The 24,625-nt window shown below is 68.5% G+C and carries 22 protein-coding genes; 9 read left to right on the forward strand and 13 right to left on the reverse strand.

What is annotated here, in order from left to right; genetic code table 11:
* On the forward strand, nt 1-1,254 hold a 1,254-nt coding region (locus H5J31_RS01175), incomplete at its 5' end, for an HNH endonuclease signature motif containing protein (protein ID WP_181770520.1).
* 493 nt (nt 1,255-1,747) lie between these two features.
* Here the strand turns inward: H5J31_RS01175 and H5J31_RS01180 are convergent.
* The 4 genes from H5J31_RS01180 to H5J31_RS01195 form a co-directional block, all read right to left on the reverse strand.
* On the reverse strand, nt 1,748-2,701 hold the full coding sequence (locus H5J31_RS01180; RefSeq protein ID WP_181770521.1) for an ArsR/SmtB family transcription factor: 954 nt from the start codon (nt 2,699-2,701) through the stop codon (nt 1,748-1,750).
* Between the two features lie 83 nt (nt 2,702-2,784).
* A complete protein-coding gene (locus H5J31_RS01185) occupies nt 2,785-3,726 on the reverse strand; it encodes an alpha/beta hydrolase family protein (protein WP_181770522.1) in 942 nt (313 codons plus the stop codon).
* A gap of 88 nt (nt 3,727-3,814) precedes the next feature.
* On the reverse strand, nt 3,815-7,513 hold the full coding sequence (locus H5J31_RS01190; protein ID WP_236004481.1) for a CARDB domain-containing protein: 3,699 nt from the start codon (nt 7,511-7,513) through the stop codon (nt 3,815-3,817).
* A gap of 193 nt (nt 7,514-7,706) precedes the next feature.
* Entirely contained in the window at nt 7,707-8,129 is a 423-nt protein-coding gene (locus H5J31_RS01195) for a nitroreductase family deazaflavin-dependent oxidoreductase (RefSeq protein ID WP_181770523.1), read from the reverse strand.
* An 87-nt stretch (nt 8,130-8,216) separates the two neighbouring features.
* Between H5J31_RS01195 and H5J31_RS01200 the strand changes: the two genes are divergently transcribed.
* The 5 genes from H5J31_RS01200 (at nt 8,217) to H5J31_RS40145 (ending at nt 12,109) form a co-directional block, all read left to right on the forward strand.
* Nucleotides 8,217-9,170, forward strand: a complete 954-nt coding sequence (locus H5J31_RS01200; protein WP_181770524.1) for an AraC family transcriptional regulator — start codon at nt 8,217-8,219, stop codon at nt 9,168-9,170.
* Nucleotides 9,171-9,412: 242 nt separating this feature from the next.
* A complete protein-coding gene (locus H5J31_RS01205) occupies nt 9,413-10,066 on the forward strand; it encodes a S1 family peptidase (RefSeq protein ID WP_181770525.1) in 654 nt (217 codons plus the stop codon).
* A gap of 5 nt (nt 10,067-10,071) precedes the next feature.
* Complete coding sequence (locus H5J31_RS01210) at nt 10,072-11,061, forward strand: helix-turn-helix transcriptional regulator (protein WP_181770526.1); 990 nt, start codon at nt 10,072-10,074, stop codon at nt 11,059-11,061.
* Nucleotides 11,062-11,190: 129 nt separating this feature from the next.
* Nucleotides 11,191-11,835, forward strand: a complete 645-nt coding sequence (locus H5J31_RS01215; protein ID WP_181770527.1) for an FG-GAP repeat domain-containing protein — start codon at nt 11,191-11,193, stop codon at nt 11,833-11,835.
* 142 nt (nt 11,836-11,977) lie between these two features.
* On the forward strand, nt 11,978-12,109 hold the full coding sequence (locus H5J31_RS40145) for a hypothetical protein (protein ID WP_268879142.1): 132 nt from the start codon (nt 11,978-11,980) through the stop codon (nt 12,107-12,109).
* A gap of 11 nt (nt 12,110-12,120) precedes the next feature.
* On the opposite strand, the gene H5J31_RS01220 is transcribed toward H5J31_RS40145, so the two are convergent.
* From H5J31_RS01220 to H5J31_RS01230, 3 genes are all read right to left on the reverse strand, one after another.
* Nucleotides 12,121-12,315 carry a hypothetical protein gene (locus tag H5J31_RS01220; protein ID WP_181770528.1) on the reverse strand — a complete coding sequence of 65 codons (195 nt, stop codon included), beginning with the start codon at nt 12,313-12,315 and terminating at the stop codon, nt 12,121-12,123.
* Between the two features lie 55 nt (nt 12,316-12,370).
* Nucleotides 12,371-13,123, reverse strand: a complete 753-nt coding sequence (locus tag H5J31_RS01225) for a S1 family peptidase (protein WP_181770529.1) — start codon at nt 13,121-13,123, stop codon at nt 12,371-12,373.
* Between the two features lie 74 nt (nt 13,124-13,197).
* Nucleotides 13,198-14,172: a LysR family transcriptional regulator gene (locus H5J31_RS01230; protein ID WP_181770530.1), complete on the reverse strand. Its 975-nt coding sequence runs from the start codon at nt 14,170-14,172 to the stop codon at nt 13,198-13,200.
* 93 nt (nt 14,173-14,265) lie between these two features.
* Here H5J31_RS01230 and H5J31_RS01235 point away from each other — a divergent pair, with 93 nt between their 5' ends.
* Nucleotides 14,266-15,216 (forward strand): M64 family metallopeptidase, encoded by a 951-nt coding sequence (locus H5J31_RS01235; RefSeq protein WP_181770531.1) that lies wholly within the window; start codon nt 14,266-14,268, stop codon nt 15,214-15,216.
* Here the strand turns inward: H5J31_RS01235 and H5J31_RS01240 are convergent.
* From H5J31_RS01240 to H5J31_RS01255, 4 genes are all read right to left on the reverse strand, one after another.
* Nucleotides 15,213-15,659, reverse strand: coding sequence for an SRPBCC family protein (locus tag H5J31_RS01240; protein WP_181770702.1), 447 nt, complete (start codon nt 15,657-15,659; stop codon nt 15,213-15,215). The two genes, H5J31_RS01235 and H5J31_RS01240, sit on opposite strands and share 4 nt — an antisense overlap.
* A 73-nt stretch (nt 15,660-15,732) precedes the next feature.
* Nucleotides 15,733-16,623, reverse strand: a complete 891-nt coding sequence (locus H5J31_RS01245; RefSeq protein ID WP_181770532.1) for an AraC family transcriptional regulator — start codon at nt 16,621-16,623, stop codon at nt 15,733-15,735.
* 10 nt (nt 16,624-16,633) lie between these two features.
* Nucleotides 16,634-17,692 carry an LLM class flavin-dependent oxidoreductase gene (locus H5J31_RS01250; RefSeq protein WP_181770533.1) on the reverse strand — a complete coding sequence of 353 codons (1,059 nt, stop codon included), beginning with the start codon at nt 17,690-17,692 and terminating at the stop codon, nt 16,634-16,636.
* A gap of 47 nt (nt 17,693-17,739) precedes the next feature.
* Entirely contained in the window at nt 17,740-18,351 is a 612-nt protein-coding gene (locus H5J31_RS01255) for a SecDF P1 head subdomain-containing protein (protein WP_181770534.1), read from the reverse strand.
* A gap of 159 nt (nt 18,352-18,510) precedes the next feature.
* Here H5J31_RS01255 and H5J31_RS01260 point away from each other — a divergent pair, with 159 nt between their 5' ends.
* A complete protein-coding gene (locus H5J31_RS01260) occupies nt 18,511-21,195 on the forward strand; it encodes a beta-N-acetylglucosaminidase domain-containing protein (protein WP_328701334.1) in 2,685 nt (894 codons plus the stop codon).
* Between the two features lie 3 nt (nt 21,196-21,198).
* Here the strand turns inward: H5J31_RS01260 and H5J31_RS01265 are convergent, their stop codons facing one another.
* Nucleotides 21,199-22,077 (reverse strand): hypothetical protein, encoded by an 879-nt coding sequence (locus H5J31_RS01265; RefSeq protein ID WP_181770536.1) that lies wholly within the window; start codon nt 22,075-22,077, stop codon nt 21,199-21,201.
* 24 nt (nt 22,078-22,101) lie between these two features.
* On the reverse strand, nt 22,102-23,403 hold the full coding sequence (locus H5J31_RS01270) for a choice-of-anchor B family protein (protein WP_181770537.1): 1,302 nt from the start codon (nt 23,401-23,403) through the stop codon (nt 22,102-22,104).
* Nucleotides 23,404-23,610: 207 nt separating this feature from the next.
* Here H5J31_RS01270 and H5J31_RS01275 point away from each other — a divergent pair, with 207 nt between their 5' ends.
* Nucleotides 23,611-24,573, forward strand: a complete 963-nt coding sequence (locus H5J31_RS01275; protein WP_181770538.1) for a YncE family protein — start codon at nt 23,611-23,613, stop codon at nt 24,571-24,573.
* Nucleotides 24,574-24,625: the final 52 nt, after the last annotated feature.

A 24,625-nucleotide genomic window follows, 5' to 3' on the forward strand; every position in this document is an offset into this window, starting at 1 on the left:
ACGACGTTCCTTCCCGAGTTGCCGCAGGAGCTGTGGCGCGCAGGCAAGCTTGAGCTTGCCCACGGCGTGACGCAGTTCCTGCAGGTGATGCGGGTCGCCTCTGCTGGTCTGGGCCGGTATCTGGCGGAGATCGAGTCTCGGGGCTGTAAGGATTTGTATGGGTATGGGACGACGTTGGCGTGGTTCGCCGATGTCGCTGGTTTGTCTCAGGCTGAGGCGCGTCCGTATGTGAATCAGGCCATCGATCTGAATCCCACACGTGCGTTGGATGGTCGTGAGGTTCCGGCGTTCGCTCCCGCGACGGCTGTGGCGGCGGCGGAGGGTGTGATCGGGCAGGAGCGGATCAAGCAGGTCCTGGGGATCTTGAAGGAGATCCCGGCCGAGGTGTCTGTCGAAGCTCGGGAGCGTACGGAGAAGACTCTTGTCGACCTGGCTCGGGATGCGGGCCCCAGTGAAGTTTCGGAACTGGGGAGCACCCTGCTGGGCTTGCTGGATCCCGACGGTGCAGAGCCGAAGGATCCCGAACCCGCCGAACCGCGCCGTGAACTGACCGTGGAACGCCGCAAGGACGGGTTCTGGAAGATCAAAGGCCTTCTTGACGATGAGTTGGGTGCCCGGACCGCGGCCGCGCTTGAGGCTTATGCGAAGCCTCGCCCTGTCGACGAGTTCGGCGAAGCCGACTTCCGCACCAAGGCAGAACGCCAGGGTGACGCCTGGGCCGACCTGCTGGATCTGGCGATCGCGTGCCCGGATCAGCCGGGCACCAGCGGGTACCGGACCCTGATCCACGTGACCGTCGGTCTCGACGAGTTGAAGACCGGGATCGGGAAAGCCTGCCTGGATTTCGTCGGGGAGATGACCGCCCGCGAAGCGCGGATGGCCGCCTGCGACTGTCTCATGCTCCCCGTCGTGCTGAACGCTGCCGGAGAACCGCTTGATGTGGGGCGGCTCCGACGGTTCGTGACTCCGGGCCAGCGACGGGCGTTGAACATCCGCGACGGGGGCTGCGCGTTCCCCGGCTGCCATCGCAGGCCGAAGAACTGTCACGCACACCATATCCATCACTGGGCAGACGGCGGACGGACCGACCTCCGGAACCTCGTCTTGCTCTGCGGCTTCCATCACCGGTTGATTCATCACGGTGAGTGGGAAGTGCGGATGGCGGCCGACGGGTTGCCGGAGTTCATCCCACCCCAGTACCGGGACCCGTTACGACATCCCCGGCGCAACACCCTCCACCGCGCCGCAGCCTGACCCGAAGAGCCCGCCACCGATCCGGCGACGGGCCCTTCGGCATGCCCGCTGGCCGTGCAGGTCCGGTTCGGTCAGTGCGCGCTACACCTTGCGCGGCGGACGCACCAGGAACTGGTCGACGTGAATGGCCGATCGGCCCGGTGGACGGGACCGTGTGGAGCCCTGCCCGGCATCGTCAGAAGCTGAAGGCTCCCTTCGCCGGACCGTGACGTGGTCCAGGGTTGTCCATGAAGGAATCGGGACGCGCGAAGTCCCGAAAACCAGGGGCAGGTGACGGAAAGACAAGGCGATCGCGGGCAGATCCGGGAGGGGGTGGATCCGCCCGCGACCACGACCTCCTACAAAGAGGTCCTCAAGGGCCGATCTGTAGAAGGTCGCGGGACCATGGTCGGCGCAGGGCCAGCTGAAACCACTGTCCGGCTTCGAGGACGGACTGCGCTCAGCTTCGCCGGTGACGTCGTGACCGGCAACAGAAGACCTCTCCCGAAAAGCCTCAGAGGAGCGCCACTCCCTTCCGTGAGGCGCGGTGCAGCACCGACCCGCCTCGACGTTCCGTCACCACGAGACCGGCTTCGCGGAGGATGGCCGCGTGCTGGCTGGCCCCGGCCAAGGAGATTCCCGCCGCCTTCGCCAGTTCGGTGGTGTTGAGGGGACGGTCGGAGCCGAGCAGGTGCAGGATCTCGGCCCGTGTCCGTCCCAGCAGTGACGCCAGTCCCCGGTTCCGGCCTCCCGCTCGGACCAGGTCCGAATCGGTCGCCGCGGCGTCGATCGGGTACACGAGGAACGGCCGCTCGGTTTCCCGCAGCAGCATGATCGGTCCCGGATGACAGAAGTACGACGGCACCAGCGTCAGCCCGCGGCCACCGAGGACGACCTCCTGATCGACGGGATACGCGATCTCGAGAACCGGTGGGTTCCAACGCGCGGAGGTGTGCAATGCCCCGAGGACCGCCTCCAGGCCCTGCTCCATCGCGAGGGCGGCGCGCCGTTCGTGGTCGGCTCGGGTCAGCCGCCGGATCGTGGACCAGAAAGGCCCGATCGCCACCTCGTGATAGGTCGTCAGTGCCTCACCCAGCAGGCGCAGCGCGGCCGGATCGCCGTCGGCCAGGTCACGCACCCACCCCGTCACCGGCTGTTCGGCGCCGAGCCGGGCGAGGTCGGCCCTGAGCACCTGCCTCGAGGTGCTCAGGACGATATCGAGCCCCGTCTCCAGGTCGGGCACCTCGGCTTCGGGCGTGAGGAAATCGGGCGAGTAGCCCCGGTGCCTGGCCAGCTGATGCAGCATCACGATCGCCCACCGCGACCGCTCGGGAACGACCCGGCACCAGCGATCCCGGCTCGGTTCTTGGAGGCGATGCAGGCTCAGCAGCATCTCCCACAACGGATTCGGCTCCGCCAGGACGCGGATCCGGACCAGATCGGCATCGGAAAAACGAATTCGCAGCATATGACCCCCAGTCATAGGGGGCCAGATCGTAGAGGTCGCCTCTGCCACAACGCTGGCACCGGCCGAGCGCCCCTGGTCAGGTCCTATTTGGACTCGACCCGGCCGAGCGGACCGGGACCGGCCGTCAGCGCGTCGCACGCCTCCTGCCAGGCGGTGTCCCCCGCGTACAGCTCGCTGCGCAGGTAGGCCCAGGTGAGCCGCTGCACCGCCGCCACCCGCTCGAGGTTCTCGTCGGTGGTCTCGGCGACGTCGTAGCCGGAGATCCCGCCGAGACCGTGCTCCGCGTCGAACAGGGTGAGCAAGGTCTTTCGCCCCGGGGAGAGGGAGTACGGATCCGTGTGCCAGTCGGGACCGCGAACCGTGAGGTGGGTGGAGGCGTCCTTGTCCCCCGCCACCACGAGCGCCGGCGTCGTCATCTTGGAGAAGTCCGTGGTCAGGAAGACGGGGTAGTTCTCGGCCACGAACCCGGTGACGGCGTCGCCGCCCCGGCCGGGCGCCGCGAGCAGCACACCGGCGGAGATACGGGGTTCGGCCAGGTCCACTTCCGTTCCGTCGTGCGGATCGGTGTACCGCGCGCCCAGCAGGAGACTCGCGGTGTGCCCGCCCATCGAATGCCCGGCGACGGCGACCTTGGTCCGGTCCAGCCGTCCGCCGAGCCGCGGGACGGCGGCCTCGATCTCGTCGAGGCGGTCGAGGACGCGGGTCATGTCTTCGGCGCGCGACCGGTAGTAGAGCGGCGCTTCGGGGTCGCCGGAATCGAGGTCCAGCGTCCTCGAACTCAGGTGTGTGGGCTGGATGACGACGAAGCCGTTCGCCGCCCAGAAGTTCACGAGCGGGGCATAGCCGTTCATCGACGAGAGATGGTTCGAATACCCCTGGCCGTGCGACAGCAGGATGATCGGCAGCTCGCTCCCGGTCACCGGCGCGGAGACCCGGACCTGCAGGTCGACCGCGCGATCCGGCGTCGGCAGCACCACCGGGCCGACCGAGAGCACAGGTGTGGGAGCGGTGGTCGAAATACTCATGATGGGTCTTCCTTCGGGATCATCGACTAAGCGGAACACTGCTCCACAAAACATACGGAGCAGTGTTCCGCTTTGTCAAACGACCGTGTTACCTCGTGCCGCGCCGACCCGTCGACACCACCGCCGGGACCTGCCCGCCGGTGATCACGAACTGCGAACCCGGCTGGGTGACGATGTCGCCCGTCCCCGAGTTCGTGATCGTCACGTTCGACAACGTCGCGGTGCCACGGGCGCCGCTCATCGCGAGGATGCCGGCGCCGTTGTTCGACTTGTCGATCTTGACGTTCGTGACGGCCACGTTCATGGTGCCGCCGCCGGTCTTGAACTGGATGCCGTCGTAGGTCGAGTCGTGGATCTCCGTGTCGCGCAGCGTGACACCGGTGATGTCCTTGCCCTGCGCGAAGAACGTGATCGCGCCGAACTCCTGGTCCTCGTTCCAGAACACCCCGCCGCAGCGGTACAGCGCGTTGTTCGCGATGAGGGTCTGCCCGGAGAACGGCAGCGGATCGTGATCCGTCGCCAGCATGATGCCCGGGTAGTTCATCGTGTCGGAGACGATGTTGTTCTCGATCTTGTTGCCGTACCCGCCGTAGATCGCGATCCCGTTGGCACGCCAGGGAAGCTGGATCGTGTTGTTGGCGAACACGTTGTCGTGCGCGACGTCCTGCGACGTGTCCTTCACATACTGGTTCGCCCACACCGCGAGAGCGTCGTCACCGGTGGTGCGGAACGACGAGTTGAACACCCGCGAATTCCGGGAACCGTTGGTGAAGTTGATGCCGTCGGCGTAGGTGTTCCGGATCCGCATTCCGCTGAACTCCAGGCCGTCGGCCGGCCCCCAGAGCGACGGGATGTTGCTGTAGTCCCGGCCGACCCAGGCGCCGACGTTCGCGTGCTCGATCCACACGTTCGAGATCTTCGTACCGGTGCCGAACCGGCCGTTGAGACCGACACCGCCCTCGGCGTTGCCGTCCCCACCGCGGATCCGGCCGGAACCGAAGATGGCGATGTCCGAGATCTGCGTGTTCTTGTCGATGTCGAACCCGAAGTTGCCCTCGTGCGGGTGGTTGATGCCGCCCGCGTTCTGCGGTTCGGTCAACGAGTACAGCTGCGAGTGCCACATGCCGGCACCGCGGATCGTCACGTTGGAGATGCCGATCTGGTTGTACTGGCCGCCGCCGTTGGGCACGTTCGGGTCGTCGGTCAGGATCTTCTTCTCCTGCCGCCACTGCCCCGCCGGGATCCACACGCAGGCGATCACGCCGTTCTGGTCGTCGGTGACCGCGCGCTGGATCGCCGTCGAGTCGTCGTTCCCGTCGTTCGGCACCGCGCCGTACTCCGTGATCGACGTGCAGTTCGCCGGCTTCTCCGACGCGGGCGCGACCTGCTCCAGGTCGATCGTGTCGACGATGTAGAACGCCGCGGTGTCGCCGCTGTCCCGCTGCAGCTTGAACTTCGTGCCCGGCGGGTACGACTGCGCCAGCAGCGCGTGCGATTCGTCGAACAGCCTCCGTGCGTTGGCCTGCGGGGTGTTCGTCAGGCCTTCGGGATCGTCCGTGCTGCCGTAGAGCCAGCTGTGCTTCGACGACAGCGTCAGCTTCTGCGCGAAGGTCCCGTTGACGTACAGGCTGATCGTCGCGTCCTGACCGCCGCCACCCGGGGCGTCGGGGATGGAGTTGCGCACCACGATCGAGTTCGCCTGGTTCGTCGAGGTGAACTCCACGTACTGGCCCTGGCTCGCCAGTCGCACCGACTTGCGGCCCGAGGACTCGGTCGCGAAGTTCGTGTGCCCGAAGGTCCGCAGCGGGTCGGCTTCCAGGAGTTGTCCTTGGTACTGCGCGGCTTCCGCCTCGTAACCGACGTACGGCACCGCCGCGCCGCGGCCCACCACGATCGCCCGCGAAAGCCCGTTGTTGGACTCGTTGGTCTCGGTGACGAGGTTGGTCGAGTCGGCCGTCGCGGCGAGGGTCGCCCCGCCGTTGGCCGCGGTCCAGGTGCCCGAGATCGCGACGTTCGCCGTGGCACCGGCCGCGATCGCGCCGGTGGCACCGGTCAGTGTCGCGCCGCCGACGGTCAGCCGCGTCACCGAAGCGCCCGCGCCGCTCGTGCCGCGGTTGTGCACCGCGACGGTGAACGAGACCGCCGCGCCGACCGCCGGATTCGAAGGATTGGAGGTGATGCCGGTGACCTCGAGATCCGGCCCCGGCGACTGCGCGATCACGAGCGACGTCGGCGAGGTGAAGGTGTTGTTGGTGTCGTCCTGCTCGGCCACCTTGCCGGCGGGGTCGACGGTCGCGCTCACGCTGTACGTGCCCTGAGGCCGTGTACCGGCGCTCACGGTCACCGTCGTGGACGCGCCGGCGGTGAGTGCGCCGACCGCCGCGTCCCCGACGACGGTGCCACCGACGCTGACGCTCGCGGTCGTCGCGGCCGCGTTGGCCGTCCCGTTGTTCTTCACCGTCGCCGAAACCGCGAGCTGACTGGTCTCGGTCGGGTTCTCCGGAGTCCAGGAAATGCCGGTGACGACGAGATCCGGGTTCGGCGCCGGGGTGCCGAGGACCTGGAATTCGGCGACCTGGCCGCCCGGGGCCCCGGAGTTGGCGGAGAACTGCAGACGGACGTCCGAGGCGACTCCGCTGACCGGGATGGTGACCGTGTTCTGGTTGGTGGCGGGATCGAACCGGTGGTCCGCTCGCGCCGAGAGCGAGGTGAACGCGGTGGCGCCCTGTTCCCGGCCGAGGACCTCGAAGTTCTGTGTCCGCGCGCCCCAGGCGGTGTCCGGGTCGAGCTTCACGACGATCGAGTCGACGTCGGCGTTCGCGCCGAGCTTGACCGTCAGCGAGTTCGGGTAGCCCGCGGCGGACTCCCAGTAGGTGGCGGTGTTGTTGTCGTTGGCGTTCGTGGCGACGAAGGAATGGACCGTCGACGTCGCCTCGATCGGCTTGCCCGCGGCGAGATTCGCGCCCGCCGTGGTCCCGGAGCGCACGACGTGGTCGCTGTCGGCGGACACGTTGCCCGCCGCGTCCTTCGCCCGCACGAAGTATTCGATCCGGGTCCCCACCGGCCTGGTCTCGGTGAACGTGGTGCCGGTGATCGTGGTGACCGGTGTGCCGTCGCGGTAGACGGTGTAACCGGTGACGCCGACATTGTCGGTCGACGCCGACCACGCCAGCCGCACCTGGCCGGGGGCGGGCTCGGTCAGCGCGAGGTTCGCGGGCGCGCTCGGTGCCTGGGTGTCGCCGGTGTCCGGGCCGTACAACTCGAATTCCGAAAGCTGCGCCGCGGGCCACCGCGTGTTCGCGGTGATCTGCAGCCGCACGTACCGGGCCGACGCGGTCACCGGGATCGTCACGGTGTTGGCGCCGGGAGTGAACGCGTAACCGGCCGGCGCGCCGAAGTCGGTGAACGCCGTCCCGTCGGTACTGCCGCGCACGGTCAGCGTCTGGGTGCGGGATTCCCAGGCGGAGGGCAGTTTCAGCACGATCCGTGAGAGGGATTTCGCCGAGCCGAGGTCGGCCTGGATCCACTGCGGGAACGCGTTGTTCGCGGACTCCCAATAGCTGTCCTGATTCCCGTCGACCGCGTTCGCGACGGGATAGCCGGGCAGCGAACTGCTCGCCGACACCGTGCGGGTCAACGGCACTTCCGCGAGCGCCGCCGGTCCGGAGGAAGCGGCGGCGAGGTCCGGAGGTGGACCACTCGCCGCGGAGGCGAGGGAGAGACCGGCGACGGAAAGCCCAGCCGCTAGGAAACCGGCTATGAGCCGGGACAGGCGCATACGTGTCATGGCGTCTTCTCTTCTTTGAGACAGCGGGGAGGGAGCCAGAGCCGTACGAGCATGCAACAACCGAGACACGTAATGCAATAAGTAGACACGCTTTCGCAAATTTACGACTTCTTGCGCAAGATTGCGTCATCCCAACACAAAAAAGAGGGCCGGCCCGACTTTTCGGGCGGCCCTCTTTCGTCGAATCCGGGTGTCAGACCCGGCGAAGCTCGATCACCGGGATGACCCGGCTGGTCTTGCGCTGGTATTCGGCGAACTGCGGCTGGACCGCGGACTGCTTGTCGTAGATCTCGTCGCGTTCGGCGCCGTCGAGGACCCGCGCGACCACCGGGTAGGTCTCGGTACCGAATTCGACCTTCGTCTCCGGATTCGCCACCAGGTTGTGGTACCACGCCGGGTTCTCGTCGGACCCGCCCTTGCTGGCGAAGATGTAGAGCCGGTCGTCCTCCTGGAAGGGGACGAGCGGCGCGATCCGTTCGGTGCCGGATTTCGCGCCGACGTGATGCACCAGTACCAGCGGATAGCCCTCGAACATGCCGCCGACGGCCCCGCCGTTCGCCCGGAACTCGGTGATCACGGAGCGGTTCATCTCGTCGAAGTCGATCGTGTCTGCCATGACCTCGATCGTATGGAGCATCGCTTGGATTGATCGATACCAGAAAGCGCCATGAACATATCCGTCTGTAGCACTATCCTGGCCGACATGGACCTGTTGGCCGAAACGCTCGCCGTCGGCGGTGTCCGGGGAACCGCCGGCGCCCGGATCGAGGCGTCCGGCCCGTGGGGTATCCGCTGGCACGGCATCGCGGGCGCGGCGTTCTACGCCGTCACCTCCGGCACCGCCTGGCTGGACCTGGCCGGTCACCCGGCGCGACAGCTCATGCCGGGCGACGTCGTCCTGCTGCCGAACGGCTCGGGGCACACCCTGCGCAGTGAGCCTGACGCGGCGATACTCCCCCACCAGTGCACCGCGGCGGAGGACGCCCGGGCCTGCGGCGGCGTACTGCGCCTCGGCTCGGGAGAGGTGCAGACCCACGTCCTCGGCGCCACCTACGACTACGACCCGGCGGTGTCCACCCAGGTCCTCACCACGCTGCCGGAACTCGTGCACATCCGGGCGAACCACGGCGGCGGCTGCCTGGACGACACGGTCCGGCTGCTGTCCCGGGAGCTGGCCCATCCGCAGATCGCCACCGCGTTCGTCCTCAACCGGCTCGTCGACATCCTTCTCGTCCAGTTGCTCCGCGTCTGGCTGACCGAGAAGCCCGCCGAGGCGCAGGGAACCTGGCTCGGCGTCCTCGGCGATCCCCTGGTCAGCGTGGCGTTGGCCAAACTCCACGAGGCTCCGGCGAAGCCGTGGACGACCGATCTGCTCGCGGCGGAGTCGGCGACCTCCCGCAGCACGCTGACCCGCCGGTTCCGGGAGACCACCGGCCGGACACCCGGCGACTACCTCACCCGGTGGCGGATGGATCTGGCCGCCGTCCGGCTCCGCGACACCGACGACACGGTGGACACCATCGCACGCTCGGTCGGCTACACCTCGGTGTACGCGTTCAGCCGGGCTTTCCGGCGCGCACGGCGTCAGGCCCCCGGGCAGTACCGCGGGTCGGCCCGCTCGGCGCCGGCGGCGGAGAAGTCCGGGAATCCACTGTAGACAAGTCGTTCTGACACATCTGTGCCATCGGCACTGATGTGCCGGGCGGCCGGGTTCCACGCCGCCCGAAATGGGGTTCTCCCGTCTTTAGTCGCTATCTAGTGCCATATCCGCCTGCCTAGCATGGGAAAACCGTCAGCGGATCAAGCCAGGGCGACCCCCGGCGATCGCGCGACGGGCACGAACGGGTACCCGTCGATCTCGCGTTCTCCCCGTAGTTTCCTTTGCAGTGGAAGGCATCCATGCGCATCCGAGGTCTCCTCACCGCCCTGCTCTGCGCGGCAGGGCTCATGGCGGTCGCCCCCGCCGCCGGCGCGGCACCCATCATCGACGGCGAATACGCCCAGTCCGGCCCGTGGGCCGCCATGATCGAGCAGAACGGTGAGCAGTGGTGCTCCGGCTCGATCATCAGCGCCCGCTGGGTACTCACCGCCCAGCACTGCATCGACGAGCCCGGCGCCGACTACTCCGTCCGAGTGGGCGACGTCGACCACCGATCCGGTACCTACGCGGTGGTCAGCGACATCTACACGCCGTCCAGCGGCGCCGACATCGCGCTCCTGCGGCTCGACCGTTCGGTCAGCACGACTTACGCCTCCCTCGGCACCACCGTCGCCTCCGGTGACACCGAATACGTGTACGGCTGGGGTTACAACGAAGACGGCGATCTGCAGCGCTATCTCAAGGTCGCCCGGATGACCGTGACCAGTGTCGGGAGTGGACTGATCAAGGCGAGCCGGGGCAACGGCCTGACCAACGGCGGCGACTCGGGCGGACCGGTGTTCGTCGGCGGCAAGCAGGTCGGCGTGCACATCGCCGGCAACAAGGTGGACAGCTCGACGCATACCAGCATCGCGTCGAACCGCACCTGGATCCGCGACACCTCGGGCGTCTAGCCCCGGTGACTCCCTCGGACGGTCTCGGCGCGCAACTGATCCGGCTCGGCCTCGGTGAGGTCGCCGCCGGGATCTACCGCCGGATGCTCGAAGGCGCGCCGGTGACCGCCGACGAACTCCTCAGGCGGCACGGCGACGCCGAGACCGTCCATCTGGCACTGAAGGAACTCGCCGACGCCGGGCTCGCGGTGTCGTCCGGAAAGGACGGCACCGAGTACCTTCCCGCGAATCCCAGCGAGGCCCTGTCCGCGCTGTCCACGCGGCGGCAGGCCGAACTGCACGACGCGCGGATCGCCGTCCAGACCGCGTACCGGACCTTCCGGCGCGCGCATTCGGGGATGCCGCACGCACAGGATCTCCTGGAAGTGGTCACCGGCGAAGCCATCGTCCCCCGGCTGCAGCATCTCGCCACCATGGTGCGACATCAGGTGCGCCGTCTCGATTCCCCGCCGTACTTCACCGGCGGGCACCGGAATCTCCTGGAGGAGGACCAGCTTCGGCGCGGGATCGGCTACCGATGTGTCTACAGTGGAGCGTCGCTCGGCGATCCCGGGTATTTCACCGGGAACATCCTGCCATGCCTGCGGGCCGGCGAGCAGGCACGCCTGTTGCCCGAACTCCCGGTGAAACTGACCCTCTTCGACGACCGGGCGGCCACCATCGCGCTGACCATCCGGGAGGCCGACCGCAACCAGTCGATCGTCATCGTGCGACCCTGCAGCCTGTTTTCCGCGCTGGAGGGCCTGTTCGAGACGTCGTGGGCGGCGGCGCTCCCGCTCGATCAGCACGGACGGACGTCCGGGCAGCCGATCCGGCCGATCGAGCGGGAGCTGCTGATCCTGCTCGCCGCCGGGCGCAAGGACGACGAGATCGCCGCCGAACTCGGGGTCAGCAGGCGGACCCTGTTCCGCTACCTCGAAACCCTGATGGACCGCGCCGGTGTCTCCAGCCGGTTCCAGCTGGGGGTGTTCGCCGCCCACAACGAGTGGCTCTGAACCCGGCGGCGCGGGTTGCGTGCGTGTGGCACATCACACTCTCACTGCACCCGCGCCACCAGGTGGCCGTCTTTCCCCATGAGAACACTTTCGGTGAAAAGTTCACCGAGGGAGTTGGAGGGAGAGATCATGAACCGCACAGGCATCGTCCGTACCGCGGCCGTCACCGGCATCACCGCCGCGCTGAGCCTCGCCACCATCGTCCCCGCCCTGGCCGCCCCGGTCACCACGGTCGCGGACCTGGACGGCGACGGCGAGATCGAGACGGTCAACGTCCAGCAGGCCGGGGACGACCAGGTGATCTCGGCGACCGTGAACGGGACCTTCACCTCGATCCACGTTCCCGCCGACACCCAGGCCGGGATCCAGGCCCCGCGGGTGGCCGACCTGAACGGTGACGGGCGGGCGGAACTGATCGTCACCCAGTCGGTGGGGGCCAACACCACGTTCTTCACCGCGCTGCACTTCGACGGCCGCAACCTGAGCCAGGTCGTCGGCGCGGACGACAAGCCCTACTCGGTCGCCGAAGGTGGTGGCGTCGCCGCCCACCTCGGCTACGGCTGCACCGCCGTCGGCGGCGGCCGCACCTTCGAGACCGTCGCCTCCGAGGCCGACAACGTCGGCGCACCGGCCGAGCAGTTGACGTACTCCGGCAGCCGCACCGTCTACACCTTGCGCGACGGCGCCCTGAGCGTGGAGAAGACCATCCCGATCACCAGCCGGCCGGCGAACGACCCGCTGCTCGTCGTGGACCCGGCGACCTGCGACGCCTGACGCGCGGAAAACGGGCCCGGCCGATCTTCGGCCGGGCCCGTTTCGCCGTCACTCTCACTCGGATGGGGTCACCCGGACAGGCCGCCCCCGCTGCGCCGATCGCCCGGACAGCGGAAGGTGATCTTGAAAGGAGGGCGGAATCATGGGCAATCACCGACAGCACAACGGCACCGCGACGCTCCGGATCGCCACCGCGGGACTCCGTGTCTGCGCGGTCGTCGTCGCGGTCGCCGCGTGCGCCTGGCTCGCGCTCTGGCTCGCGTTCACCCTCTGACCCGTTCCGGCTCAGGCCCCGGGCGGAACCGTCCCCGGCGCGGGATCCGGCGGTCCGTCGGGATCGGGCAGCCGCCCCGGATCCGGGACCGGCTCGGGGATTCCCGGGTCCGGAACCGGCTCGGGAATGCCGGGTTCGGGCACGCCCGGATCGGGCGGCATGGGGTTCGGCGGCGCCGGCGGGGCGGTCATTCGGGTACTCGTCATCGGACTACCTCCTGATCATCCGGCTACCCGACCGGCCACCGCGCGAAACCCGTCGTTAGGCCGTATGGGTGGCGATCCAGTCCGCGATGACGTCGGCACGGGAGGTCGTCTCGATCCCGGCGTGCGGGCATCCCGGACCGGTCGCTTCGATGGAGACCAGGCTCCCGCCCTTGTCTTCGGGCACGAAGTACGGCGCGCCGGAATCGAACGTGCACGCACTGGTCGTGATCTGCGGTGACGCGCCGCGGACGCCCGCCGTGGTCGGAGCCACCGTCGCCACATGGACGGTGCCTTGCTGCATCCGAGTCGCCGGAGCCGGGTTCGTGCCGGTCAGGCTGCCCCACCCCGCCAGTGTCAGCTGCTGGCCGACCTTCGGGACCACGCGATTCACCTTCATCGGCGGCACCGTGGTCACCGGGGTGTCCAGCTTGAGGAGGGCGACGTCGTTTTCCTTCGCCTGCAGCACTTCGGTCGCCTTGCGGGCCACACCCGATTCGGTCGCCTCGTCGACCAGCCCCAGCGTCACCGTCGTCGGATAGGGCATCTTGCCCGAGACGCGCTTGCGGTGCGCGTCGTGGAAGCAGTGCCCGGTGGTGATGACCCAGCTTGGCGCGACCAGCGCCCCCGTGCAGTAACTGCTGTAGGTCGAACCGTCCGGACGGGGGATCTTCGTCATCGCGATCTTCGCGACGAACCCGAACTGCCCTGGTGGGACGTCGGAGCCGTGGGCCACGTCCGGCGCCGCGAGCGCGGCCGGAGCGGTGGTGATGGTCAGGACAGCAGCGGCCAGCAGGGCGCGCAGACGCAATTTCTTACCCTTCGTCGATGAGGTGATCCGAGGCTAGGACCCCCGCCCGACAAGGGGAATTCCCCGACCAGGTGTCACCCGATGGCACGCTCCGCGCCGGCGCGTTCGCCGCGACGGGCGAGCCAGTGACGGTAGGCCTGACTGCCGTCGGTGTCGGCCCGGTAAGCGGCTTCGGCCGCGTCGAGCAGGACGTCGGTGCTCCTCCCGAACGCGCCGTCGGCGCGCCAGGCGACGAGGTACCGCATCCACAAGGGGTCCCCGGCGAGCGGCCGGATCGCGATCCCGGCCGTCGCGGGAAAGGTGACCTGGCAAGGGGAAATCGCCCGCCCGGCGGCGATCAGGCGTTGCAGCGGACGGAGTTCGGTACTGCGGTGGGCGACCTGGGGCCGGAATCCCACCCGCGCACAAGCCTCCTCGAAACACTCCGGCCAGCCGGCGCCGTCGGAGGGCCCGAGTACCCAGCGCTCGCCCGCGAGATCGCCGAGGTCGATCTCGGTGCCGGCGGCGGCCGGATGATCGGCGGCGAGCGCCACGAACACCGGCTGCACCGCCAGCGGCCGCATCGCCACACCCGTCGTCGCGCGCAGGACGTAACCGGGATAGTCGGCCACCACGGCGGCGTCGAGTTGCCCGCCCGCCACGAGATCCAACAACCGTCGCGGCGAGAATTCCGTCGTCACCGACACCGCGTGAGCCCGGTCCGGACCACCGAGCCGATCGGCCAGTTCGACCACCATCGAGCCGCCGATCCCGCCCAGTGCGACCGGACGCGCCGAACCGTCGGCCAGCCATCGCGCCGCGTCGCGGTGCATCGTGTCCGCCGCGGCGAGAACGTCCCGCGCCCGGGAGAGCACGCACTCGCCGAACGCCGTGGGAACGACGCCGTCACGGCTGCGGAGGAACAGGGTTCCGCCGAACGCGCGCTCGATCCGCTGCAGTGAAGCGGTCAGCGCCGGCTGGGTGCTGCCGATCCCGGTCGCCGCACGGGTGATGCTGCCCGCGTCGGCGACGGCGCACACCACGCGCAGATGACGTAACTCGACGTCCATCACTCGGACCTTATGGCCACTTGGGATCTGCCGGAAGCCGTCGAAAGTCGGGATCGTTTCGCGTACTCCCCTCCCCCCGTTCAAGGAGTACACATGCGACGCGCAGGTCTCCTGTTCGCATTCACCGGGATCCTCTTGGCAGGTTTCGTTCCCGCGACGGCTTCGGCCGCTCCCGGGTTCACGACGTCGATGGAGGCCTTCGAACCCGGTGGAACCATCAGCCGAGTCAACGTGAACCGGCCCTCGTCGGACAGAAGCGCGGCGCCGCAGCGCATCGCGAACGCCGCCAAGGTGACCCCCATCGAGACCAACGGCCCCAGCGAAAGCACCTTCGATCTCGTCTTCGTCGGTGACGGCTACACGTCCACTCAAATGAGCACGTATTCGCAGCATGTCCGCTCCAGCATCGCGGCACTGTTCGCGATCGAGCCGTACAAGAGCTACCGCAAGCAGTTCAACCTCTGGCAGGTCGACGTCGTCTCCGCCGAATCCGGCGTCACCAACGACCCGACCCAGGGGGTGCGCCGCAACACCGCGCTGGGCGCGTACTTCTGGTGCGGCGGCATCGAACGGCTCTTGTGCGTCAACGAAACCAAGGCGAAGCAGTACGCCGCTGCCGTATCCGACGTCGACCAGGTCATCGCACTGGCGAACACCACCAAGTACGGCGGCGCGGGCGGCGGGGTCGCGACCTCGTCCGGCGGCAACGCCCAGGCCAGCCAGATCGTCGCGCACGAACTCGGCCACTCGATCGGCGGCCTGGCCGACGAATACGACTACGGCACCTGCGACACCCGCGAACCCCGCGAGCCCAACGCGTCCGCCCTCACCGCCGCGCAGATGCGGGAGCGCAAGGCCAAATGGCACGCCTGGCTCGGCAAACCCTCTCCCGACGGCGGTACCGTCGGCGCCTTCGAGGGTTCCCGCTACTGCAAGACCGGGATGTACCGCCCCAGCGTGAACTCCCTCATGCGCACCCTGGGGCAGCCCTTCAACCCGCCGAGCACCGAAGCGATGATCGCCGCCTTCAACCGCGAAGGCTAAGTGGTACCGGGCTTGCCGGCATGGTCGGCGAGCCCGGTCGCCATATCCCGCATGAAGCGGCGGAGGTACCACTGGAAGAACCAGCCCATCCCGCGGCGGGCCCGGTACGTCCCATGCCAGCGGATCGACGTCCCTCCGCCGGGCGTCTCCCGGAGTTCGATCGCGGCCGTGTAGTCGGCCATCGAGGGGTTCTCCACGCCTTCGTAGGCGAAGCGGCGTTCGGGTTCGAGCGCGGTGATCCGCTCCTTGGTGACGACCTTGCCGGTACGGAAAGCGCGGGTCGCTCCGACGGTGTCGCGGCCGTCGGCGGAAAGTCCCTGCGAGGCGGCGGTTTCCAGCGCGTCCACCCGCGACCAGACGGGCCAGCGGCGGGCGTCGAGCAGTAACGCCCAGACCGCGGCCGGTGGCGCCGCCGTCTCGGCGATGACGTCGTAAGACTGCATTCCTGAGCTCTTCACGCTTGAAACGTAGGAGCGGATCGCCGGGACGCCCATACGTGAGATTGCCGGCTGCCGATCAGGAATTGCGGTACTCCGAGGGGCGCGATCCGGTATGCCGCAGGAACGCGGCCGACAACGCGCCGGGAGTGGAGAATCCGCAGCGCGGCGCGATCTGGGCGATCGGCAGGTCGGTGTCGCGCAACAGCCGTCGCGCCTCCTCGATCCGGAGCCGCGCGAGAAAGCGATGCGGCGTCTCCCCGGTCTTTTCCTTGAAGACCCGGAGGAAATGGAAGACGCTCAGATGCACCGCGCCGGCGATGTCGGCCAGCCCCAACGGCTCCGCCAGCCGCTCGCGCATCAGCGCGACCGCCTCCCGGACTCGGACGTCCTCCCGTGACGGCCTCGGCGGGGACGGCTTCAGCGCGTGGCGCGTGAGCAGGTGCACGGTCAGGAAGGCGGCCGCGGATTCGGCGTAAAGATCGTCTTCCTCCTCCGCTAGCCCGACCGCGCGGACCATCTCCTCGATCAGTGGGTCTCCCCCGGCCACCGAGTCCGCCATCGCCTCGTAGTCCACCTCGCGACCGCCCAACCGAGCGGCGATCGCGTCGACCGTGGTGCCCGGAATGTGCACCTGCAGGCTGCGCATCGCCCCGTCCCCGCGATATCGGCGGAGCCAAGGCCTGCCGGGGACCGCCATCTCGAGTCGCCCCGGGACCCACTGATGACGGTTCCACCGGCCCTCACCGCGCGTCTCCATCACCGCCCACCCCGCCACCGGGAGGATCAGATGCAGATCCGCCGTCGCGGGCAAGGCCATCTCGTCGACGACCGGGACATGCTCGAAACGCTGGACCAGCAACGATTCCCAGCCGGAATCCGACCAGCTGCACGAGGTCCGCCGCACGAACCGGGCCATGTCGAAACCGGAGTAGGGCTGAAGGTCGAACCGCTCGGAGTCGAACACCACGAGATCGAGGCTAGCGCGAGAGGAGTTCCTTCACCCGCGGGATGACCTCCTCGCCGTACAGCCGGATCGACTCCATCCGCTGTTCGTGCGGAAGGGCGCCGGCACCGTACTTGAGCTGGAAGCGCGACAACCCGAGAGTCGTTACCGCCCAAGCGATCTTCTGGGCGACGGTCTCCGGCGAGCCGACGAACAGCGCTCCGCGCGGTCCCGCCATGGCGTCGTAGTCGGCACGGGACATCGGACCCCAGCCACGCTCGGCGCCGATCTTGGCGAAGGCGGCCTGGTGATGCGGGAAGTGCTGCGCCACCGCGAGTTCGTCGGTCGCGGCGACGTGGCCCGGGCTGTGCATGGAGATCGGCAGTTCGCCGTGTCCCGCCTCCTTCAAGGCGCGCCGGTACAGGTCGGCCAGCGGCGTGAACCGCTCGGGCGAGCCGCCGATCACCGCCATCACCAGGGGCAGCCCGTACGCGGCCGCCCGGACGACGGACTGCGGGGTGCCACCGACGCCGACCCAGGCGGGCAGACGGCCCGATTCGGTGACCGGGAAGGCTTGCGCGCCGTCCAGCGCGGGACGGACGGTCCCGGTCCAGGTGACCGGTTTCTCCTTCTGCAGATGCGTGAACAGGTCGAGCTTCTCGGCGAAGAGTTCCTCGTAGTCGTCCAGCGAGTAGCCGAACAACGGGAACGACTCGGTGAACGAGCCCCGGCCGAGCGTGACCTCCGCACGGCCTTGGGAGAGGGCGTCCAGCGTCGCGAACCGCTCGTACACCCGCACCGGATCGTCCGAGCTGAGGACCGTGACCGCCGTGCCCAGCCGGATCCGTTCGGTCCGGCCCGCGATCGCGGCCAGCACGACGTCCGGCGAGGACACCGCCATCTCCGCACGGTGGTGCTCGCCGACCCCGAAGTAGTCGACGCCGACCTGGTCGGCCAGCACACCCTCGGCCGCGACCTGACGGATCGCCTCGGCCTGGCTCACCGGCTGGCCGTCAGCACCGTTCTCCACGTCTCCGAAGGTGTCCAGGCCGAAAGTCGGCTCCTGCCGCGTGCCCAGGATCTCGTAACCCATGTCCAACTCCCTCAAGTAGTTGAACGCTCAAACGTCGCTCTCGTCGATCATATTCCGGCGATGTCGCGCGCCAGTTGCCGCGCCTCCGGCAGGGTGAACTGCCCGCTGATCTGGGTTTCCCCGCCGACGATCGCCGACTGGACCATCGGCGCGGTCAGGACCCGGCTCTTCAGCACCATCGCGACCTGCTTGCCGATGTTCGCCGCGGTCCAGTCGGCCCACGTCCGGGAACCCGCGTCCGTGAAGCTGAGGTTGATGATGGAGCGCCCCGACGTCTGATCGAGTTGGGCGGTCGCCTTGGCGAGGTCGGCGCCGGTCAGGAAGGCCGGACCGAGCACGTACTTCGTGCCATTCACGCGGTCACAGCTGACCAACGGGAGCGCCGGATCGTCACGGCCGTCCAAGGGATCCGGCCCCTGCGCGCAGTCCAGCGCCGCCGCGGCGGCCTGCTGCTCGGCGGGGTCCGCGCTCTGCCGATTCCCCGCCGTGGCGGTCGCCGGCCCGGGCGGCAGTTCGGTCAGGACCGGCCGGAACCGCAGCCGCGAGGGGTCTTTGACGACGAAGCCGTCGGCGTCGGCATCGGCCTGGCCGGAAACCTCGGCCTGACATCCGGTGATACCGACAAGGACAAGGGCAACCACCACGAGGAGGATTCGCACGGAGGTCATTCTGCCGTGCGAGGACCTGTTCGGCGTCCACGGCCATCACGACCGAATGTCACCCGTAACGATCTAGGCCCGTCATCGCATTGGGTGTTTACTGGCTCACAGAACGTCGTCGATCGACGATTTGGGGGCCAGTCGATGTCCTTCCGATGGGTGATCCGACTCTTTCCGGTGATGGTGCTCGCGGCCACGGTCGCGGTAGCCGTCCCCGTCCCGGCGAGCGCCGCCGCTTCTGCCGCGCCGCTGGCGAAGGTGTGGCCGACACCCCAGCAGGTGACGACCAGACCGGGAGTGGTGACCGTCCCGCGCACGGTCGTCGAGATCGTCGGCCGGGACACCGACCCGTCCGCGCTCTCGGTCGTGGATCAGGTGCTCCGCGCGGCAGGAGCGAGCACCATCGTCAAGGTCAGTGACCTGGAGTCGGCCCGGGAACGCGCGAACGGCGGTCTCGTCGTCTTCGTCGGCGGCCCCACCGAAAGCAGGGCGACCGCTCTCGCGCTCGCCGCGTTGAACCTGAAGGGCCCGGAAGGCCTGCCTCACGGGGGCTACGTCCTCGCCGCCGATCGCGGCGTGATCGCCCTGTCCGGTGTCGACACCGCGGGGACCTTCTACGCCGCTCACTCGTTGCGGCAGTTCTTCGCGTCCGGCAAGAGCGCCGGATTCAGCGTGCGCGACTGGCCGGCGGCGCCGTTGCGCGGAGTCATCGAAGGTTTCTACGGGGCGCCCTGGTCGCACGCCGATCGCTTGGCGCAGCTGGACTTCTACGGCCGCACCAAGCAGAACATGTACGTCTACTCCCCCAAGGACGACCCGTACCTGCGGGCCCGCTGGCGCGACCAGTACCCGCCCGAGCAGCTCGCCCTGCTCTCCCAACTGGTCGCCCGCGCCACCGCGAACCACATCGAATTCACCTACGCGCTCTCCCCCGGCCTCTCGGTCTGCTATTCCTCGGACGCCGACAAGGCCGCGCTGGTGACGAAGTTCCAGTCGCTGTGGGACATCGGGGTGCGATCGTTCGGGATCCCGCTCGACGACATCTCCTACACCCGCTGGAACTGCGACGCCGACGGCGCGAAGTTCGGCACCGGTGGCGCGGCGGCAGGAGCTGCGCAGTCGTTCCTGCTCAACCGGGTGCAGCAGGACTTCATGGCCACACATCCCGGCGTCGAGCGGTTGCAGATGGTCCCGACCGAGTACTACGACCTCGCCGACTCGCCCTACAAGACGGCGCTGCGCACCCAGCTCGACAAGGCCGTGATCGTGGAGTGGACCGGCGTCGGCGTGATCGCCGGGCAGATCACCGAGAAGCAGGCACGGCAGGCGAAAGAGGTTTTCGGGCACGACATCCTGATCTGGGACAACTACCCGGTCAACGACTACATCACCGAACGGCTGCTGCTCGGCCCGTACATCGGCCGCGAGCCCGGGGTCGCGAAATTCCTGACCGGGATCACCGCGAACCCGATGGTGCAGGCCGAGGCGTCGAAGATCGCCGAGTTCACCTCGGGCGACTTCCTGTGGAATCCGGACAAGTACGACCCGGACAAGTCGTGGCTCGCGGCGATCGCCGATCTCGCCGGTCCCGCTGCTCCGGCGTTGAAGGTGTTCGCGGAGAACAACTATTCGAGTCTGCTCGCCCGCCTGGAAACCGGGAAGCCGGACCTCGATTCGCCGGTGCTCCGCCCCCTGATCAGCGCGTTCTGGGCAGCGTTGGAGAAGAAGAATCCCTGGGACGCCGCGGCGAAGCTGGACCGCTATCTCGCCGAGATGGCGGCGAATCCCGACGACCTCCGGCGTGGAATGGCGTCCAACCCGAAGTTCCTGGCCGAGGTCGGACCCTGGCTCGACCAGGTCGGCCTCTACGGCCACGCCGGCAGGCACGCGGTGAAGATGCTCCTGGCACAACTCGACGGCGACGGCGCGAAGGCGTGGGCGGAACGCGGGGAAGTCGTCGCCGCGCTCAAGAAGGCGCAGGCGATCCGCGTCGACACCGCGCGCGGACCGCGTAACCCGAGCACCTGCACCGCCGTCTGCGTCCCGTTCCTGAACACCGCGCTGGCCATGGCCGACCACGGGTTCGGCCTGCCCGGGATCCGGCCGCAGCCGACGACGTCGCTGGGCACCCACACCGACAACGTTCCCGAACGGATGGTCGACGGCGACCCCGAGACCTTCTACTGGAGCAGTTGGTACCCGAGCCCGGGCGACGCCATCGGTGTCGACCTCGGCACCGCGCGCACGGTGTCCCATGTGGACATCACGATGGGCAAGCCGACCAGCCCGGACGACTACATCCGCGACGGCGTCCTCGAATACTCCGCCGACGGCACGACCTGGACGGCGGTGAAGACGGTCACGGAACCCGTGCTCTCGGCAGACCTCCCCGCCGAGGCACAAGCCCGATTCGTGCGCATCCGCGTGGTCGGGACCCAGCCCTTCTGGATCGTGGTCCGGGAATTCACCGTGTCCACACCGGACACCCCGAAATACACCGTGACCGGAACCCCGGCGGGGACGAACCTCGCCGCGGCCGCCGACAACAACGCCGATTCGGTGTACACGGCCGCGTCGGCACCGGTGGCCGGCGACGCGCTCGTCGTCACCGCCGCCACGGCGAAGCCTCTCGGCAGGGTCGTCGTCCTGGCGGCGGCACCCGGTGCGAGCGCGGACGTCCAGGTCGCGGACGCGGCAGGCGAATGGCACTCGATCGGCCGACTCGAAGGCGGCTACGCGGAACTTCCCGCCGGGGGCGTCACGACCGACCGCGTCCGTCTCCTTTGGACACCGGGCGGTGCGGCGCCGAAGATCGCGGAGGTGATCCCCGTCTTCGCGCGCTGAAGCTCAGTCCACCGCGACGGTGATGGCCGCCGTGTGCACTCGCCCGCCATGTGAGAACTCCAGGAACAGCCGGTATTCGCCGCGTTCGGAGAACATCGAGTGGAAGGTCAGCTCGCCGTCGACCAGGCGGACGCCGACCGGTTGCATCGGATGCAGATGGGTGGCCGACAGCAACATGCTGTGGAACCCGGTCATATGGCCGTTGGCGCCCAGATGCGGGTCGACCGCCGTGAGCGGTACGCCGTCGGGACCGCGAAGGAAGAAACGCAGGACCTGGGCGCGCATCACCGGGATCCGCGCCGTCGCCTCCGCCCGAGCGACCGTGTATCCCGTGGCCGTCACGGTCTCCCCCGAGGGAGCGGGTACCGGCACGAAAGTGGTGTCACCGGGCACGGTGAACGGGACACCGAGCACCACGGGATGCCGCGGATCCTTGGTGTCGACCGGGACGAACTCGGCGAACATCCGATAGGCGCCGCCGTCGGTCAGCGCCAGCCGGGTGTGCCACGTGTCGCCGTCCAGTGTCGGATGCACGTGCTGGAAGACGTTCATGTCGTCGCGGACGGCGAAGAAGTGCATCTGCTTGGTCTGGTTGTCCAGGAAACGAGTGACCGGCCGCCCGTCGGGACCGAGGATCCGGAAGGCCACCGGCACTTCCGGACCCCGGACCTCGGGCGTCACCACCCGCTCGAACCGGTAGCCGCTCTCCGCCTCGGACAGGCCGTCGCTGTGCGCGGCGGGGACCAGATCCGCCGACACCATCGGCTGATGCGCCGAATGGTTCGGGCCGGGTGTCGGCCGGAGCGCCACGAGCACCGCCGCCACACCGATCGCGAGGGCCAGCCCGAAGAACAGCCAGTCGGTGATCCGGGGTCTACGCACGTCCGCTCCAGCCCGCCCGGTCCGTCAGTTCCCGGCGGCGGCGAGGTTCGGCTTCACCACGACCAGACCCTGCTCGATCCCGTTGACGATGACGATGCCGCTGGAGAAGTACGGGTAGTTGCTCCACGCGCCGTTGAAGTTCGCGGCGTTGCCCGACGGGTAGATGTCGAAGTACCCCACTTCGGACAGTTTCGCCGACGTGACCCCGCTGACGTCCAGGATGCGCAGGCCCGCCTGGTAGTTCGCCTGGTACGAGTACTTGCCCTTGATGTACTGGTTGTGGTCGATCGCGGTGGCGGGCGAACTGAAGACGCCGGTGTGCACGGGAGCGGAAAGCTTGGCCAGGTCCCAGATGTAGGTCTTGGTGCGCTTGTCTGTGCCACGCGACTCGTCGAGTTCGTCGTCGAGCAGGAAGTACCGCTGGTCGTCGGTCAGCCAGCCCTGATGCGAGTACTGCGCGCCCGAGTAACCCTTGCGCGAGATCTGCACCGGCCTGGCCTTGTCGGTCACGTCGACGATGGTGAGCGTGTCTTCGTTGGCGTTGAAGCAGATTTCCTTGCCCCGGTAGGCGGCGTCCGGTCCGCGATAGACGACGCACTGCGTGTCGTGGGTGTAGCCGTCCTGGGAAACGCAACCGGCCTTCACCGGGGATTTCGGGTTCCGGATATCGACGATATGCGGGCCGCCACTGCACGTGTTGGAGCCGATCGCGTAGGCGAAACCGGTCTCCTCGTTGATCGCGATGTTGTGCGCGGGCCCGAATTCCTTGTACAGCGCGTCGGCCGTGAAGGTCTGCGGCGTGGTGACCGTCCGCAGACGGGTCAGGTCGAACACCTGCATGCCGTGCCCGGTGATGAAGTCGGCCACGATGAACGCGTGGTTCTTGTACACCTTCATGTCCCGCCACGAACTGCTGCCGCCGTTGGACGGCAGGTTGCCCAGGAACTTCGGTGACGTCGGCGTGCTCAGATCGACGAACGCGGTGCCGTTGGTCCGCCCGACGATGGCGTACTCCTTACCGGACGACGGATCCGTCCAGCCCCAGATGTCGTTGCCGTTGCCGCCGCCGAGCCCGGACAGCGGCAGCACGCTGAGCAGGTCCACGTTCTTGCACGGGTAGATGTCGGCTTTGCCGTTGACGCAGGGCACGCCCGCCGCGGTGCCGGTGACGGCGTGCCGCTCAGCGGGAACGTGATCCGCCATGAAGGTCTTGGCTGCCGCTTGCCCCTCCGCCGTCTCGGGGTCGTGCGCGGACGCCGCCGTCATCGACAGCACCAGCGCGGAGGCGGTCAGCACGGCCAGCCCCATCATGCGCACGATCTTCATCTGGCGCTCCTCACCGGAGTGCCCGGACCGCCGAAACGACCGGGAGCAGGGGTTTTCGTCCGGTCTTCGACGATAAGTGCCCCGACCGCCCGCGGTGACCCTCCGAACGTCCGGCCCTTTTAACCGTTTTGCGGCGGTCCGCTACATTCAGCGCGTCCACTGGGGGTGGCGCGGCTTCGTCGCGCCACAGTTAGGAGTTCATCCATCATGTCCCGCACCTTGACGCGGCGTGCCGCGCTCATCGGCGTCACCACCGTCCTGCTCAGCGCGTCCACGGGCGTCGCGTTCGCGGCGGACCCGACCGTGCTCGTACCGGTCGGCAGGTACCCGGAAGCCGTCGCGATCAGCCCCGACGGCAAGAAGGCCTACGTCACCAGCCCGGCCGACGAAACCGTGACGGTCGTCGACACCGCCACGAACAAGGTCACCAACACCATCAAGGTCGACCGGGGCCCCTTCGAGGTCGCGTTCACCCCTGACGGCACCAAGGCCTACACCGCGAACGCGTACACGCACACCGCCTCGGTGATCGACACCGCCTCCGAGACCCGGACCGCCACCCTCCTCGCAGGCGACTATCCGCAGTCGCTCGCCGTCTCGCGGGACGGCAGCCGGCTCTACACGTCCGCGCGGGACGCCATCCGCGTCTTCGACACCGGCACGAACGCCGAGGTCGCCCGGGTCCAGCTGGAAACCAGCCCCAATGCGCTGGCCGTCACGCCGGACGGCACGAAGGTCTGGGCGGCGACGGAATCCGGTGAGCTCACCGCGATCGACACCGCCACCAACACCGTCGTCGACTCCGTGAAGACCGGTGCTTCCGGGGACATCGCCCTCTCCCTCGACGGCTCGCGCGCGTACCAGAACGGCCGCTCCGTACTGGTCGTCGTCGACCTGACCGCGCGCCAGGTCGTCGCCCACATCCCGGGCCTCGAGAACGGTCACCTGATCGCGATCAGCCCCGACGGCAGCCGCGTCTACGCGGGCAGCAGGGCGAGCGACACGACTCAGGGCACCCTCGCGGAGTTCGACACGAGCACGAACACGTTGCGGCGCAAGCTGCCCGCGGGCGCGTACCCGTACGGCATCGCCGTCACCGCGGACGGTTCGCACGCCTATGTGGTGCTCGCCGGTCAAGCGGCGGTCGCTTACGTCGACCTGCGTGGCTGATAGGTGAGCGGGGCCAGCGCGAGGTGAAGGAGGCTTTCGGGCCCGGTCGCGC

Source organism: Amycolatopsis pittospori (assembly GCF_013870525.1).
In the GTDB taxonomy this organism is placed as follows: domain Bacteria; phylum Actinomycetota; class Actinomycetes; order Mycobacteriales; family Pseudonocardiaceae; genus Amycolatopsis; species Amycolatopsis pittospori.